General features: G+C 32.0%; 16 protein-coding genes and 3 pseudogenes. 11 read left to right on the top strand and 8 right to left on the bottom strand.

Going from position 1 to position 15,392, the window contains the following annotated elements:
• A pseudogene (locus LAV82_RS28325) lies at window positions 1-93 on the top strand (DUF3231 family protein); the annotation flags it as partial.
• Window positions 94-479: 386 nt separating this feature from the next.
• On the opposite strand, the gene LAV82_RS28330 reads toward LAV82_RS28325, so the two are convergent.
• Window positions 480-1,055, bottom strand: a complete 576-nt coding sequence (locus LAV82_RS28330; RefSeq protein ID WP_211077612.1) for a DUF3916 domain-containing protein — start codon at window positions 1,053-1,055, stop codon at window positions 480-482.
• A 570-nt stretch (window positions 1,056-1,625) separates the two neighbouring features.
• Between LAV82_RS28330 and LAV82_RS28335 the strand changes: the two genes are divergently transcribed.
• Window positions 1,626-1,787: a hypothetical protein gene (locus tag LAV82_RS28335; RefSeq protein WP_171843214.1), complete on the top strand. Its 162-nt coding sequence runs from the start codon at window positions 1,626-1,628 to the stop codon at window positions 1,785-1,787.
• 70 nt (window positions 1,788-1,857) lie between these two features.
• Here the strand turns inward: LAV82_RS28335 and LAV82_RS28340 are convergent, their stop codons facing one another.
• Complete coding sequence (locus LAV82_RS28340) at window positions 1,858-2,073, bottom strand: hypothetical protein (protein WP_499717434.1); 216 nt, start codon at window positions 2,071-2,073, stop codon at window positions 1,858-1,860.
• Between the two features lie 305 nt (window positions 2,074-2,378).
• Here LAV82_RS28340 and LAV82_RS28345 point away from each other — a divergent pair, with 305 nt between their 5' ends.
• The 3 genes from LAV82_RS28345 (at window position 2,379) to LAV82_RS28355 (ending at window position 5,730) form a co-directional block, all read left to right on the top strand.
• A complete protein-coding gene (locus tag LAV82_RS28345; protein ID WP_499717435.1) occupies window positions 2,379-2,630 on the top strand; it encodes a hypothetical protein in 252 nt (83 codons plus the stop codon).
• A gap of 312 nt (window positions 2,631-2,942) precedes the next feature.
• Window positions 2,943-3,614, top strand: a complete 672-nt coding sequence (locus LAV82_RS28350; protein ID WP_211077614.1) for a hypothetical protein — start codon at window positions 2,943-2,945, stop codon at window positions 3,612-3,614.
• Window positions 3,615-4,251: 637 nt separating this feature from the next.
• Window positions 4,252-5,730 carry an Lsa family ABC-F type ribosomal protection protein gene (locus tag LAV82_RS28355; protein ID WP_098548172.1) on the top strand — a complete coding sequence of 493 codons (1,479 nt, stop codon included), beginning with the start codon at window positions 4,252-4,254 and terminating at the stop codon, window positions 5,728-5,730.
• A gap of 313 nt (window positions 5,731-6,043) precedes the next feature.
• On the opposite strand, the gene LAV82_RS28360 is transcribed toward LAV82_RS28355, so the two are convergent.
• A complete protein-coding gene (locus tag LAV82_RS28360) occupies window positions 6,044-6,514 on the bottom strand; it encodes a DinB family protein (RefSeq protein ID WP_029324455.1) in 471 nt (156 codons plus the stop codon).
• 512 nt (window positions 6,515-7,026) lie between these two features.
• Window positions 7,027-7,587 carry an MEDS domain-containing protein gene (locus LAV82_RS28365; protein ID WP_499717436.1) on the bottom strand — a complete coding sequence of 187 codons (561 nt, stop codon included), beginning with the start codon at window positions 7,585-7,587 and terminating at the stop codon, window positions 7,027-7,029.
• Between the two features lie 435 nt (window positions 7,588-8,022).
• On the opposite strand from LAV82_RS28365, the gene LAV82_RS28370 reads away from it, so the two are divergent.
• The 4 genes from LAV82_RS28370 to LAV82_RS28385 all read left to right on the top strand — a co-directional run bounded on the left by LAV82_RS28370 (window position 8,023) and on the right by LAV82_RS28385 (window position 11,679).
• Window positions 8,023-8,865 carry an STAS domain-containing protein gene (locus LAV82_RS28370; RefSeq protein WP_211080041.1) on the top strand — a complete coding sequence of 281 codons (843 nt, stop codon included), beginning with the start codon at window positions 8,023-8,025 and terminating at the stop codon, window positions 8,863-8,865.
• Window positions 8,866-8,943: 78 nt separating this feature from the next.
• Complete coding sequence (locus LAV82_RS28375) at window positions 8,944-9,762, top strand: STAS domain-containing protein (RefSeq protein WP_211080042.1); 819 nt, start codon at window positions 8,944-8,946, stop codon at window positions 9,760-9,762.
• 720 nt (window positions 9,763-10,482) lie between these two features.
• Window positions 10,483-10,755, top strand: a complete 273-nt coding sequence (locus LAV82_RS28380; RefSeq protein WP_192994883.1) for a GlsB/YeaQ/YmgE family stress response membrane protein — start codon at window positions 10,483-10,485, stop codon at window positions 10,753-10,755.
• Window positions 10,756-11,205: 450 nt separating this feature from the next.
• On the top strand, window positions 11,206-11,679 hold the full coding sequence (locus LAV82_RS28385; protein ID WP_499717464.1) for a hypothetical protein: 474 nt from the start codon (window positions 11,206-11,208) through the stop codon (window positions 11,677-11,679).
• 369 nt (window positions 11,680-12,048) lie between these two features.
• Here LAV82_RS28385 and LAV82_RS28390 read toward each other — a convergent pair whose 3' ends face one another.
• Window positions 12,049-13,083 carry a DUF3231 family protein gene (locus LAV82_RS28390; protein WP_098197797.1) on the bottom strand — a complete coding sequence of 345 codons (1,035 nt, stop codon included), beginning with the start codon at window positions 13,081-13,083 and terminating at the stop codon, window positions 12,049-12,051.
• Between the two features lie 336 nt (window positions 13,084-13,419).
• Here LAV82_RS28390 and LAV82_RS28395 point away from each other — a divergent pair.
• Window positions 13,420-13,554 (top strand): annotated as a pseudogene (locus LAV82_RS28395) (IS6 family transposase); the annotation flags it as partial.
• Window positions 13,555-13,644: 90 nt separating this feature from the next.
• Here the strand turns inward: LAV82_RS28395 and LAV82_RS28400 are convergent.
• A complete protein-coding gene (locus LAV82_RS28400; protein ID WP_499717465.1) occupies window positions 13,645-13,992 on the bottom strand; it encodes a PhzF family phenazine biosynthesis protein in 348 nt (115 codons plus the stop codon).
• 121 nt (window positions 13,993-14,113) lie between these two features.
• Here LAV82_RS28400 and LAV82_RS28405 point away from each other — a divergent pair.
• A pseudogene (locus LAV82_RS28405) lies at window positions 14,114-14,631 on the top strand (L-dopachrome tautomerase-related protein); the annotation flags it as partial.
• A gap of 242 nt (window positions 14,632-14,873) precedes the next feature.
• On the opposite strand, the gene LAV82_RS28410 reads toward LAV82_RS28405, so the two are convergent.
• On the bottom strand, window positions 14,874-15,173 hold the full coding sequence (locus tag LAV82_RS28410) for a spore coat protein (protein ID WP_192994879.1): 300 nt from the start codon (window positions 15,171-15,173) through the stop codon (window positions 14,874-14,876).
• An 18-nt stretch (window positions 15,174-15,191) separates the two neighbouring features.
• Window positions 15,192-15,386: a hypothetical protein gene (locus LAV82_RS28415; protein ID WP_013084323.1), complete on the bottom strand. Its 195-nt coding sequence runs from the start codon at window positions 15,384-15,386 to the stop codon at window positions 15,192-15,194.
• Between the last annotated feature and the right edge of the window lie 6 nt (window positions 15,387-15,392).

Raw genomic sequence — 15,392 nt, forward strand, 5'->3', positions numbered from 1 at the left:
ACAAAAAAATGGTTTAACATTATGGTGAAAAATAAATGGTTAGAACAACCACCACTTGCTCCTAACAGAAAAGAAATTGCAAAAGAAAAATGAGTAAATTCTTATATAGTGAGCAAACTACTCAAGAAACTGATAAGGTTTCAACCCTTTGGATAAATAAATGTAGCAGGAAAACTCCCTTAACGCTCTGGGGGAGTTTTTTCTGTTTTTGGACTGTATACCATATACATTGCTAGTTTACATAAACACTCTTTTAGGAACACACCACTAAGAGAACCCCTTGTGGCAGTAAGGGTTCTCGATGAGTGAATTTTATACTTCATGCAGCTTTTATAAATATGCTAGTTCCTATAAAAATAGTCTTTTTTAAAATTACGCCATAATTTATTAGAAACAGATTACATTTTAAGCGTTCCTTATAAGCTGCCTCCCTTTAATACCCCGAGGTAGCTTGTTTTATTTACACAATAATGTTTAACTCAATCTAATCTTCCGATAAACCATATCTCATCCTGGACCTCATCTTCATAGTCAGTATTGCATGGTTTGTATCCTTTAACACTCGATCCTTCAGATATATTTATTCCCCATTCTGCTTCAAGATTTTGAGTGTGATGTAAGTGAATATAAGGTGCCTCTTCTATCTCTGTGCTAAAAAAACCCTGATAAAAACTTTCCATTCCTTTTTTAGTAAATAAAATTAGAATACTAGAACCTTCTAGATCAGATGAATTAAAGATACAAAAGATACGATATTCCTTTTGTTCCTTTGTTCTTAGATCAAGAAGGTATTGGACTCTATTAATAATTTTCTGGACAAAGAACTTTTTTGCGTTACTTGGAACTTTCTTTGAATCCGTAAAAAACATAGCAAAAGAAAGGTGAAGAGATGTATAACCTGTATAGTAAGGATCGATATTATCCGGAGTCGGAAGAGAATCTAGCTGTTCATCAATATACTTTGAAAAAGCACGATATCTTCTCCCTAATCCCCTTACTTTCTTTTTTGAATAACTATTATGCGTCCATTGATTCATGTTGTAATTTTCCTCCACTCAATTCTTTCCTTTATCTATAACTCGTTTTTATAAACTTTTACATAGGTATAAGTGAAAATGTGTGATAAAACAGCAAAGTTACACTATTATACAATACACATCAACATTCTTTTCTTTTAGCTCTCATGATTCTAATTTTTTCTTTGGATTTATTACCTGAAAGCATGCTGTAAAAGATAAAAGTAAAAAGCTATCTCCTAGAATGAGATAGCTTTTTATAGGATTGCTAATTATAAAGTACCAAAATATAACCGCAAGTAAACAATAGCACATTCTTGCCACAATGGCTATTTTTGGATGAATCGACATATGTATAAAGGGTAGTCTTTTTATACGCCTTTTCTTCAAACATACCTGGAGAGATCACCATCATATCAATGGTGTATAAAAGGCTGCATATCCGATTAAAGGCATCCATGAGAGGACCCTTTTCTTGTAAGGGTTCTTTTGCTTTCTTGCTTCCTTGAAGAATGTTTATGTAAACTAGCTTTGAATATTGTATTCATTCACTTTTCTATCTTTCTAATGTGATAAAATGTAATTATAAGGAAAAAAGGAGATGAGGAAATGGAATTTATTATGACTTTATTCGTTTTTCTTTTTCTGCTTGCGATTAGTTCAACCTTAAATATACTTTTGAAAATGACAGATAAAAAAGACTGGATCATCTCTTTGTTATTAAGCACTGTTTTATCAATCACAATAGTTGCAGTTTTGGGGGCAACATAAAGATAAGAAGCCGTAAGGACTCCTTGTTCCCACGGTTTCTTATCTTTATGTTTATATATATTTATTAGATTTAACTAACTTCTACTTCCATGTAACGTATGCCAAAAAAGGTGTAATATGTGACGCGATAATTTTCAATTGATTTTTGCTCTACGGTGTTCCACTGATGTCCATTCGATTTAGCTTGGTAACTTTGCACCATAAATTTGTCCAGTGGTCTAAGTGACCATTTTCGGAAATCTCCTTCAAGTTGTTCTACCTTTTTTTCTTCTTCTGGCGAACTCAAACCCTCTGCTTCATTACTTATTGTTCGTGGTATACCAATAGCCAAAATAGTAGTAATTCCAATGATAATGCTCCAATTCAACAAGCGTTTTTTTATTTTGGATATTTCTCCCTTTTTATTTCATTATATTATATCTGTTGGTATATCACTAATACATTATTCTAATTAAACTCGTAATCGTTCGTTATTAGATTTCTTCCTATAATTGGTATTATATAAACTGAATTTGTATACTTTATACACTGAGTATCAAAGTGAAACTGATATAATAAATAGAACTTATAACATACATGGGAGAATTAAATATGGATTCTAAACAGTTATTTTTAAGAGAACTACATAGTATAATTAAGGAATATGCAGAAGTCGGGGGCCAATTGAAACAACCAGATAAACAATTATCCTGGGAGGAATTTGATCTAACTGAAGATGAAATAAGTGCTTTAAATTCTCAAAATTTTACTGACGAAAGTATTATTGCAATAGAAAAAATCGTAAGAGTTAACATTATGGGTGCTTTTCATAGTGCTTTTTGTTTACTAGATGTCCTGTATTAGAGAACGAAGAAGATATATGGGTTGGTTTAAAGTTAGAAGAAAAACAAGATGAAGATGAAGAATTTTTACATGATGAACTGTATAGTTCATATTGGGATTGGCACGACTTAAATAATAAAGACAAATAGAGCAATAATAAAATTCTTTAAGAAATACTATAAGGTAATGAGAAGAGGAGCACTTAATGTGCTCCTTTTGGTTCCTGTAACTGTGATTATGTAAACTAATAATGAATGGAGTATACAAATTCTTAAATGTAATTTATGTTGGATTATAATAAAGCTAACAATTATATAAAAGTGAGGACTTATAATGATAAATGAACCTTATGGACAGCATTGGAAGGGTCATAAAGGCTTTAGAGCCATTGAAGGCAATGATGTTTATAATCATCGTTTCGGAGGACAAGAATGGAATGTACCAAAATGTCAGTTATGTGGCGAAGATTTACATCAAGTTTTATGTTTTGATCTAAAGGATGATAGATTAAGTGAACTAAGAACTTCTAAACTTGAAGAATTACCTTTAATATCATGCTTAAATTGTTCTACTTTATGGGAGCCTCAACTATTTCAATTAAATCCTACCACAAAAAATGTTACTATTTTAATTCAAAATGATAAAGAAGAATGGATTCAAGATGAAGAAGATAAAATACCAGTTCCACTTCCTTATACGAAACTCAAACTTATCAATATGTCAGGAGAAGATATACCCGTCAATGAAGATGCCTATTATGATGCATTTGACTTATTTGGTCAGGAGTATATATGTAGAGTGTTAGGAGCGCCTCTATATGTCGAGAAGCCAAACGATATAAGCTGTCCAATTTGCAATCACGACATGAAATATGTTTCCAGTGTTACTCAGGATTTTAATGCAGATCTTATATCAGTGGTGGACCTCTTTCTGGGAGAAATGATTATATATTTTTATTTTTGTAAGGAATGTTTAACGCTCAAAACAGAGGTACAAGGTACATAACAACTACGTTAGCCATAAAAGCCCTTAAAAGGGCTGTTTTACTTCTACCGATAAAATGTTTAATGTTAACTAGAAAGACTACTTAACATTAAATTTATAAATAAAAGCTTACTTCTAATTTGGTTTTTATTACAGATGGAAATCGTAAACGATATGGAATACATTGCGACATTGTATTCCATAAAAAAAATTGTTAATATAAAGATACAATTATGAGAGGACTGATGAATGGACAATGATTAACTAATCTATATTTTTATTTGAAATGAATAACTTCAAACTACAAAATATAGGGTTAGTCTATCCATTTTTATAAATCAGTTTATACTTCATTTGTCATTATTCCGATGGCAAATAAGCACTTATTTAACATAAGTGAAAGACTAATCCTTCCAATTACAAATTGGGAGGATTTTTTATGCTCTCATAGGTAAGCTTAATATTTTTTAATTCTGCAACTTAATCTGATGAATAGAGGAGAGAGAGAAATGAGCAATTTAGACACTATTGTTACGCATGTAATACTCTGTATAAGTCGTTAATATCCATCAAACTTATACAGAGTAATTTAGAATAGATGGATGTGCCGACTTTGTATAAAAAGTAAAAAGTGTTGATATACAAAGGAGGAATTATTATGTCAATGATACAAGTTCAAAATTTAACTTTTTCTTATCCAAGTAGCTTTGACAATATTTTTGAAGATGTAAACTTTCAAATAGATACGGATTGGAAACTTGGATTTATCGGTAGAAATGGACGAGGTAAAACAACATTCTTTAATTTATTATTAGAGAATTATGAGTATAGTGGGAAAATCATTTCCTCGGTAGAATTTAATTATTTCCCTTATCCAGTTTCAGATAAAAACAAGTATACTCATGAAATCTTAGAAGAAATCTGCCCCCAAGTAGAAGATTGGGAATTTCTTCGTGAAATATCCTATTTAAATGTTGATGCGGAGGTCATGTACCGACCATTTAAAACATTATCAAATGGGGAACAAACAAAGGTGTTGCTTGCAGGACTTTTTTTGAATGAGGGTCAGTTTTTATTGATTGATGAACCAACCAATCACCTAGATACTGATGCACGAAAGATAGTCTCTGATTATCTAAGAAAGAAAAAAGGGTTTATTTTAATCTCACATGACAGAATGTTTTTAGATGGATGCGTGGATCATATCTTATCTATCAATAGAGCAAACATTGAAGTTCAAAATGGGAACTATTCTTCGTGGAAATTAAACTTTGATAGACAGCAGGAGCACGAAGAGGCAAAAAATCATCGTCTACAAAAAGACATTGGAAGATTAAAACAATCTTCAAAGCGTGCAACAGGTTGGTCTAATCAAGTGGAATCTTCAAAAAATGGAACAACAAATTCTGGTTCTAAGTTGGATAAAGGTTTTGTAGGACATAAAGCAGCAAAGATGATGAAGAGAGCAAAGAACCTTGAATCAAGGCAACAAAAAGCTATTGAAGAAAAGTCAAAGCTGTTGAAAAATGTGGAAAAAACCGAGTCGTTAAAATTAGAACCATTAGAATGTCAATCAAACGAATTGATTAATTTGACTGATGTATCTGTTGAGTATAATGACCAAATAGTAAACAAGCCAATTAGCTTTAAAGTTGAACAAGGTGACCGTATTGTACTTGATGGAAAGAATGGAAGTGGAAAAAGTAGTATTCTAAAACTAATTCTAGGAAAACCAATACAGTATACGGGCTCAATGAATTTAAGTTCAGGCCTCATTATTTCTTATGTCCAACAAGATACCTCTCATTTGAAAGGACGATTATCGGACTTTATTGAAGAATATGAGATTAATGAAACGTTATTTAAATCCATCCTACGTAAGATGGATTTTGACCGAATTCAATTTGAGAAAGATATATCTTCCTATTCTGGTGGACAAAAGAAAAAGCTGCTTATAGCCAAAAGTTTATGTGAAAAAGCTCATTTATATATTTGGGATGAACCATTAAATTTTATTGATATTTATTCGCGTATGCAGATTGAGGAGCTCATTCAAAGCTTTAGTCCCACAATGGTTATCGTTGAGCATGATCAAGCATTTCAACAAACAGTTGCAACAAAAATCATCTCTATGTAAGCAGATATGAAGAATTAAAAGAAGCTATTAGTAAACTTGAAAACCTTTAGTATATATTTAACAAGACAAAACCCTTTGTAAAAAGGTTTTGTCTTGTTTTTGTACAGATAAGCAACATTATGTTAACTTTGTATATTATATTCATCTTAAAAAGAGAAAAAACTACTGGGACTAGCCAATAGTTAAAGAAGACATCTTATAAAGCCTGTCTAATACAAGGTAATAACGTGAACCCCACTCTCTCTTTTTAATATAAAGAAAAGGAGAAAATGGCTATACTTTCCGATAACTTTGTTATATCATTTTGTCAAATTCAATTTTTTACGCCCACATGTTCAATTATTCGCTTCATTGCCTGAATCTGTCCCATATGAGTGGCTTCATGCATCAGTGTAACACCCGCAAGCTCTCCAAAGGTTTTACATCCTAGAAATGGCTTTTCTAAGGTATTGTTTAACTGTTCAGCAGGAACTTGCTGAATACGAGCCAATTGGTCTTTTAGCTGTATCATAAGCTCATCCATAGTAGGCACATCTCCCTTCCAATCGGCTGGTTTCGTACCATTTCCGAACAATTCCATATAGTTTGCTGGAAGATGGGTTGTTGCATGAGGAAAACCAAACATAGTTTGTTCAGTAACTGTCAAAACGTGACCTGTATGCCAATGAATTGTGTTGTTAAAACCATCTGGCTGCACATCAGTTTGGTCCTCAGACACAGCCCCTATAATTTTGAGGAAGTACTCTCTTCCAATTTCAAATTGCTTGAATACAAGTTTGTTCATCTCTTTCTCCCCTTTCACTGATACAATCATCCATATTATACCACCTATAGGGAGAGAAGAATATAACTTAGTTACCTCTAGTGCTTCAAAATATTCGTACCCAGTTAACATAACTTATCTATTCTTGTCATTTATACTGTTATTAACAGATTGTCTTTTTCTCTTTCTAAAGGAATAAATTCTTCTTCTTTTTCACTTGTCCTCTTAGTGCAATATCTTTATAAACAAGAATAATTATTTCATATCTAAATCATAAAATAAGTTTATAAAACACAATACTTTAATAAGTAAATATTAACTTATTTTATGTATTATATTAGTTTTTCTATTTACAAATATAAAAGATAAAGTTCTATAACATATAATAAAAAACAAAAGATATAATATTATTTTATATAAATGTAATTTAAAGTTATTAATAAGAGTAATACCTAACGTATTTTATTAAAATTAACGTTAATTATTACATATCTTATAGAAAAATTCGTATGTTGGCCATACGTTTAATAACTTCACCCATTGTAAAAGGGGGAAATAAAAAAGTTATGATGTGTCATAATGTATTGATGTAATTGCTGCAGAGTAGTATCCAAAGTAGAAGATAAAGAATCAGCAGCATATGCACAAACTGAAACCATACCTTCCTCCTCAACAAAATTATCGGCAGTTGATTCAAATTCTTCTAGTAAAAGAACATCTGGTTTCTCTGAAGCCCATTCTACGTGAGCCCATGTTCTTATCATCGTATTTTTTATTTTCAACATAGACAAATCTTCTTGAAAATGAGTAAGAATAGTTTTTGTGTGAAAATCACCATTTGCCAAGTAATAATCAAAATTATTAACTAAACGAATAGATTCTTTTTGTTTATGAATAAACTTTTTATCAATAGTAGCTTTTATTAGGGGAAGCGCCCTCATATTCTCAATTATCAATATACGTTGTTTACTCTCTAATCCATTCTTAATAAAACTCATTAAATTATTTATGTAAAATTGTTTATCTTCAAAACGGTAAAAGACATGACCTTTATCAAATTTTTTAGAACTAGATATGGAATTAATTGTTTTCATAGTTCACCTCAGAGTGGTTTTGGCAAAAAAATTTAAAAAGCCTATAGAGTAATAAGGTATTCTTATTTGTGTTAATTTTACATATTCCGACGTTAAATGTCCTTTAATATATTGAGTAAACTATTCAAGTTGCCATAAAGCATCAGCTTAATGTCTATATTTTAATATACAGAAAAACTAATGGATTAGTAGTTTTTCTGTTTTATGATGTGTATAACATACAAGATTTCTATTTATTGGATTAATCATATCATAGAAGGCGAATTCGGCTTTGATTTTTTTTACCATTTGTAACAAATTGTTTAATAAATCATGAAGGTTAGAGTAGAGAATTTTATACTAAGAAATTAACAAAAAAATAAGTATTTTGACACGTGGTGGTATAATTAATATAAAAACTAAATAATAGCCTCAACAGGCTTTTCGGAGGAAAACATGGAAGATGAAATAGGGTTTTTAGGGGATAAAATCTTAGAATATAGATTTAAAATCGCTAATGAAGTACATGAAAATAGAATAGTTGATATTACAGAAGAAGAAAAGAAACAATTGGCTCCTTTTGAAGTGGAACTTATTAATATCCGAGCTCACTTTATAAGTCTATTTGGTGAAGTTCTTAGGGATCATTTAAATGAAGAAAGAGCACTCCAAAAATTTACACAATGGGGAAAAGAAACAGGGGAAATGTTTTGCAATTTGAAGGTGCCATTGGATGAAGCATTAAAAGATACAAAATATTATCGCACTTTCTTATGGAAGACATTGAAGGAAGTAATAAAGGAAAATAATCTATCAATAGATACTGTATTTGAAGTAGGCGGAATTATTGATCCTCTTCTCGATCATGCAGCTTATTCCTTTAGTTTAAGTTATGTACATTTCTATCAATTAACTCTTGAACGTGCGCAAAGTGCCTTTCTTGAATTATCGGTCCCCGTTGTCCCTTTAGCTAAAGGGATGGCTATTTTGCCTCTCATTGGAAATATAGATACGGAAAGAGCCAATTATCTAATGGAGGAAGCGTTGAAATCAGCGAACAGACTACAGCTTCAACGTTTAATAGTAGATTTATCGGGTGTTTATATTATAGATACCATGGTAGCAGATCGGATTTTCAAAGTGATAGACTCGTTAAAGCTTCTAGGTGTAGAAACAGTCTTAACAGGAATTCGGCCGGAAGTTGCACAGACTGTTGTAAGTATTGGTATTGATTTCAGTAATTTGACTATAAAATCAAGTGTACAAAAGGCGATAGAAGATCTACTTATTGGTGTTTAAAACAATAAATAGGAAAGCAAGAGATAAAATGACTACCTAAATGCATTCATGAATAAGAAGATGAGGGAGTGATAATCATTGAAAGGGATTATAGGCGTTGCTAAGTACTTAGATGATAACGCAGAAATGTTAGCAAATGAAATTGTGCAAGAAATTTCTCAGAACCCCAATTTTGGGGCTTTACAGGAGGAACTTGAACAAGCAATTATCGTCTATACTGAATTTATTAAGTTTTTAGGAAAGAGTCTCTTTAGTAGTGAAAACAACGTACCTGAAGGGCTTGTTGAATGGAGTAAGACCAATGGTAAGCGTACAGCATCTCAAGGGGAGAGAGTCTCTATTATTATTACACGCTATCCTCCTACGCGCCTAGTCTTCATCGATTACCTTACTAAAATAAGTATAGAGCATGGACTCTCTTCAGAAGAAGTTGTATTTATTAATAAGCGATTTAACTATTTGCTCGATATAAGTATTAATGAAACGATTGTAGTATTTGAACAAGTGAAAGATAAAATTATTCAAAAGGCGCAACAAGAAGTATTGAAATTATCTGTTCCTGTGGTCCCCATTCAAGATAAAACCGCCGTTCTCCCACTAATTGGCTCTATTGATTCAGAAAGAGCTGAATATATCTTGGAGAATGTTATCTTGAAAATTCTTGAAATGAAGGTAGAGTATCTAATTGTTGATTTCTCAGGTATCTTAACTATAGACGCTATAGCTGAACGTTACCTCTTTGATATTTACAGTGTTCTTCGCTTACAAGGTATTGAGGTGATGATGACTGGTATACGGCCTGAACTTGCCCAAACTATTGTTAGAAATGGAATCGATTTCTCATCTATTAAAACCTATGCAACGGTTAAACAAGCGATAGAAACTCAAAAAAGCTAGGGGATTAAAGTTCCTAGCTTTCTTGAGTTAATTTGATTTAAGATATATATCATATAAGAGATTAGTTACCATAATGTAAATTATCAGAGATCATGTGTCAATATGTGTCGAAGGGGTAATGTAAAAGATATAACATCAGAAGGGGAGGAGATGCTCGATAACTATGAACGTTTCCTATTGTATAGGGAAATTAAATGTTTAATTGCGGATTATGATAAGTGTAGGCATCTACCTACTAAGAACGAGTTATACAATCAGATAGTATTTTAAAAAAAAGTACTTAAATATGGATATGAAAAAAGAATATCTAGATAGTAGAAGTTATATATTTGTCAAGAAAAACAATTGATCTTTAAATCGGATTGTTTTTCTCTTTTTTATATAAAAGAATAGGTTCTTATCACTTGAATGAAATAAAAAGGAGACAATGACAGATCATTGCTCATATGCATAGTAGCGATGATCTCTTAGTGATCTCTAGTTAACATAAACCGAATTACACGACCCATAGAAGCAAATAAATTTATGATATATGGCGTATTTTTATTTAGGAAATTCATATGGTGAATAGGAATAGCGCTTAGTAACTATTTAAAGAAATCTATGTGAAATTTTCTACTTAACTGAGAGGAAAGCCTCTAAACAGAAAAAAATACCAGTTTTATTCGTCTCAATTAAGGGTAAAGTCAACTAAATCTTTTAATAAGGAGACGATTCTTAATGGAAATACTATGGATGCTAATTGTCGGTGGAATTATCGGCTGGCTCGCTGGTTTAATTACAGGACGTGGTGTTCCTGGAGGTATTATTGGGAATATTATTGCTGGTTTTATTGGTGCCTGGTTAGGTGGACTTATCTTAGGTAATTGGGGACCAGTCGTAGGTGGATTTGCAATCATCCCCGCAATTATTGGATCAATTATTTTAGTGTTAATTGTAAGCTTTATTTTACGAAAAATGGGTCAAAAGAATAATCATGGTCACCATGCATAAGAAAGAGATAAAATATAAATTGGAGTGACTAATAATACCAGTCTAATGTTATCTGACTTTATTGAAGAGAAGCAATTCAAACTAAATTCTTACCTTATTTATTTGCTTAGTACAATTGATAAACATGTTAAAAATGAGACGAGAGTTTAATGATAAAACAATTGCTTTGCAATAAAAGAACGGAAAAAATACAAAAATTGAATCAGAATATCTTATAAGCGACCTTATAATTCTAATTGAAATTAATGAGGTCGCTTATTATTGGTGTAAATCTTTAAAAACTATGAGTCGGTATACTTCCCTACAATCAATGTAAATGATTAATGAATCCATGATAATATTTGTTTATATACATTATTTATCGTGATAAGTAGTGAAAAATGACGTTCCCTTTTTATAGTTTGTTATAATGAAAGTATATATGATACGGGGAGTGCAGAGAACTTGAGTATGATACTTATTAAAAACAGCGAAGAAGTAATAAGAGAAGCAAAACATCAACTTCATACAACCATGGATGATTATCAAACCAAAATTATCTCTATTTTTGATAATCACTATATTCTAATGAATCAACGAATTAGATTAATGATTCTTCTATCGGATATAAAAGAGCAGGCTGTATTAATTGGAAAACATGCTGCAGTCAAAGGGAGACTAGAGTATGAAGGGCAGGATCAATTAATTACAGAAGTTATAGATGAAGTTCCTTTCCAGTACAGTAAAGAAACAGTAAACGATTTGGAAGATAACATACAAATCAGTAAAAAAGGAATTGAAGATATAGCAAAAGAGTGTGGGTTAGATACTGAAAAAATAGTTAACCTAAAAGCTCTTTTACTTAATTTAAAGGTATCTAGTTACATAAATGGACACTATGAAATGTATGTAAAAGATAACACTTTATCTGGCAAAAGATCTTAGAACGTTAGGATAATACGAATAAAGTGTTAAATATACGTAAAACTAATTAAGACGTCATGAGGCATCAGTACTTAAACATAAAATATGTGTAACAGAAAAACTAACGTACGGGAGCAGTGGTTTTTCTGTTTTTAAGCTTTATATGATATACATGTTTAGTTAAGTCGGGTAAGTTAGGGGCATCACGCCCCTGCCTCCCCTAAGAACCGTGCGAGTCCCTTTCAACACGCATCGGCTCAAGCCTCCCATTGCAGGTCCATTTGATGTCGTATCTTCTTTAGGCACCATAATGGATTTTATCAGAAATCACATGCAAAAAATCCCTTTTATTAAGGCTTTGTTGTTGTTTTCTCACTTTTATCAAAGATACTATTTTGAAGCTAGATTTTCTCTATCTACAGCTTCGGGTGGGATTTCCATCCATTCATTCTCTATCAGAATATTTGATGCGTCCTTAACAAAATTTGCTATATTCATTAATGACTTTCCATATAGTAACGCTAAATCATGTCTTCCATTTACAGCTAGTGAATTCCCAAATGCTCGTATTTTCATGGAAAACATATCGACCTTATGAAACAGCATTAATTTATCAGAAAAAGGTGCAAAAGTTGAAGTGGTGACTAAATGATCAATAAATCCTGGAGCTGGTAAGCTCTCATAGTGAAGTTTTTCCATGTAACGTTCAACTGCTTTATTTGTAATGTCTTTCCCTTTTATAAATATGTCTCTAACCTTTTCCCTTTTGGCAACTTGACTAAAGGCCATGATTAAGGCTTTGCTTGTTACGTTATTTTCAATATTATCGTATAAATGAGCTATTTCTAATGCGTGTAGGGGACGAACGTCTCCAACAAAACCACTCAAATAATCAGTGTCGGCAATTCTTACTTGTTCTGGAGCTGGAATAATAGGTGGTTCAATAATAAGGCTTTTATCCATTAAAATTGTTTTAATTTCTTCCACTAGTTCCATTGTCGAGTTCATACAATAAGTTAAGAAATTGCGTACATCTTCTCTATACATCAAAGGTATAGCAATGCTATAAATGCTAAGTCCTGCTTTTGCTGCATATTTTAAGTAATGTACATAGAACTCGTCTGCAAATAATCTTGGAGCACTTAGATTAACGTCATCCTCCGTAAAACCATGTGGAAGAGGTATGTTTTCTTTGATAAAGATTTCCTTTACACTCCTTTGAAATTCTTCAGTTAATCTTTTCGCATGTTCTACTAGTTTTTTTATGTCTTGATCTTCAACATGTTGTAGAAAATAATTTAAAATACAATTAGACATGCTGTTACCCATATAGGTTGCCCAAAGTTTTCCCATTTCTGGTGCTGTCAATTTTCCATTGAAATTTGACTTTTTTGAGCCTATTTTAGTTGGTTTAATTGTTCTCATGTATAATCTCCTAAGCTTATTTTTTCTTAGAGTTGCCTTTTATATCATTTTTATTCTTTGTAGTCTTTAAACATTATATTGCTACTTTATCCAAGCCTATTAAGTAAATTATAACCTTTGTTATTTGTATAAGAACAAGGTTCAATCCTCAAGGCTTCATTAGCTTTTTCTATCTTTTTTCATAAAGTTTATTTCTTTAAATAAACTACTTAAGACGGATTGAATCATCACTTTACGACTACCTTTCAATAAACAAAAAAAACCACTGAATAGGCCCAGCGTTTTTTCTGTCCTTAAGCTGTATATCGTATACATGTTTAGTTAACATCATCACTCTTTCGTACAGCAAAAGCCATTATTTCTGGAATAGAGGTCATGCATATGATGAAAAAGAAACAGGTTTATCAGGAGGTGAAGTCTGTCGAAAATCCAGTCAGATTCATTCATCAACTATTTGGAATAACTTTATAAGATTGAACACCAACAGGACAGTTATACCTTTTAGAAAAAAATGAAATTATTGCACCAGAACCCTTTTTTCTGTTGTTGAATGTTTTTTCCTTAGAGTAACAATTCATTGAAATGACTTTTATAAATAGTAATGGCCTTACCAGTTATATAAGCTAAATCATCTTGGTAATAACTGAATAACTCTCCAGCTTTTTCAGAGGATTGGAAAGCATATAACTGTTTTTTACTTAATCTTTGACTCGAATAAGGAGCTAGACCACAATGGGCTGAACCCGTTACAAAATTTTCTTCTATTCCAATTCTAGGAGCAAAATAACGAGGAATAAAATCATACTTAGTTGCAGGACTGGTTACGACTAAATCCGTAATAGGCAGAGTAGCAAGGAGGTTTAAATTAGGAACAAGTCCTTTCAATAATTCTTCATTTGCTACTTCTATAAGGTATCGATCACTATTTTTGGCAGCCTTTAAGAGAGGTTAATTTACCAATTATTGGATAGTGGATGTAATAGGTACATCAGTAGAGAAAGCTAATTGAACCCTTTTTCCACTAAGGTGAGCAAATTCATCTTCACCGGATTCTTATTTTTTACCGAAAGTAGAAGGTGAAATTTTGATGAATCGAAATCCAGATAGCGGTGCTTCTCCCTTTAGATTGGCGTCTGATGGTATAGCGATTTCTCCCGATGGAAAGATTTTATTTTTTTATCCACTTACCAGTTGTCATCTGTTCTCAACCTTAACAGAATCCCTAAGAGACAGAACGATACCGGACATGGATTATATCATGTGGAGTATTGGGGAGAAAAAGGTGCGTCTAATGGGATGATCACAGGTGCAAAAGGAACCGTTTATGCTGGAGACTATGAAAACAACAGTATCCGTAAGATGTTGCCGAATGGCATAATGGAAACAATCGCATATGATTCGAGAATTTTGTGGCGGGATACTTTTTCAATTGGTCCGGATTAATATTTGTATGTCATTTTGACTCAATTACATCTGCAGGCTAGATTTCATTCTAGAAAAGATTTAGGACAGAAACCTTATAGTTTACTTCATACGCAAATCGATTAATTTCCTTATACTACTATTTGGTATAAAGAATAATTGGTTCATTTTTTAATCTTTGAACGGGTAAGCATGGAGCCAACAGGTCGCAATTGGCTTCATTTAGCTCTAATCCTAAAAGAAAAGACATCCAATTTGTAATTGTAAAAGAAAATGACGATTGCAATCGTATATTTCCATCATTTAAATATAAATGTTTTATTAGGAACAGTTTAGGTTGGTAATGTTAAACTGTTCCTATTTTATTTTTATAGAGTGGGTAAGTTCAATGCTGTATTGATATTATTTAAATCTAAAGTGATTTGTTCGTTTGTATCCCAAGCGTGGTACCATCCTTTTTCTACCACATATGCAGAAATTTGTTCATGCATATCAAGAGCTTCCACTAAATGGCGAGTGAGGATTTCTTTAATTTCCGGTGTTCCTGCCTCCGTAACTGCCATGGCGTAATTTCTAACTCCACTTTTAGCTGCAATCAATAAATCCATTGCAACCACTTGATCGGATAGTGCATTCATGCCAGTTAAATTTTCAATAATTGGATTCATGTTCATTCATCTCCTATTTTACTGCTTAGCGTTAGAAAGGATAGAAGTATATTCTTGTAATTGTCTCGTAGATACATCTATGTCTTGCTGCATAATATCTTTTAATTGCTGATCTGTAACTAACCCTCTCATCGTTTTGGACTTAGTCAAGCAATTGGTCTTAAATGCAGCCATTTCATGGACCTCAAGAACTTCATGTAAGGCGTAATTCATTTTTTC

The sequence above is a fragment of the Bacillus sp. ILBB4 genome (assembly GCF_035064545.1).
In the GTDB taxonomy this organism is placed as follows: Bacteria; Bacillota; Bacilli; order Bacillales; family Bacillaceae_H; genus Priestia.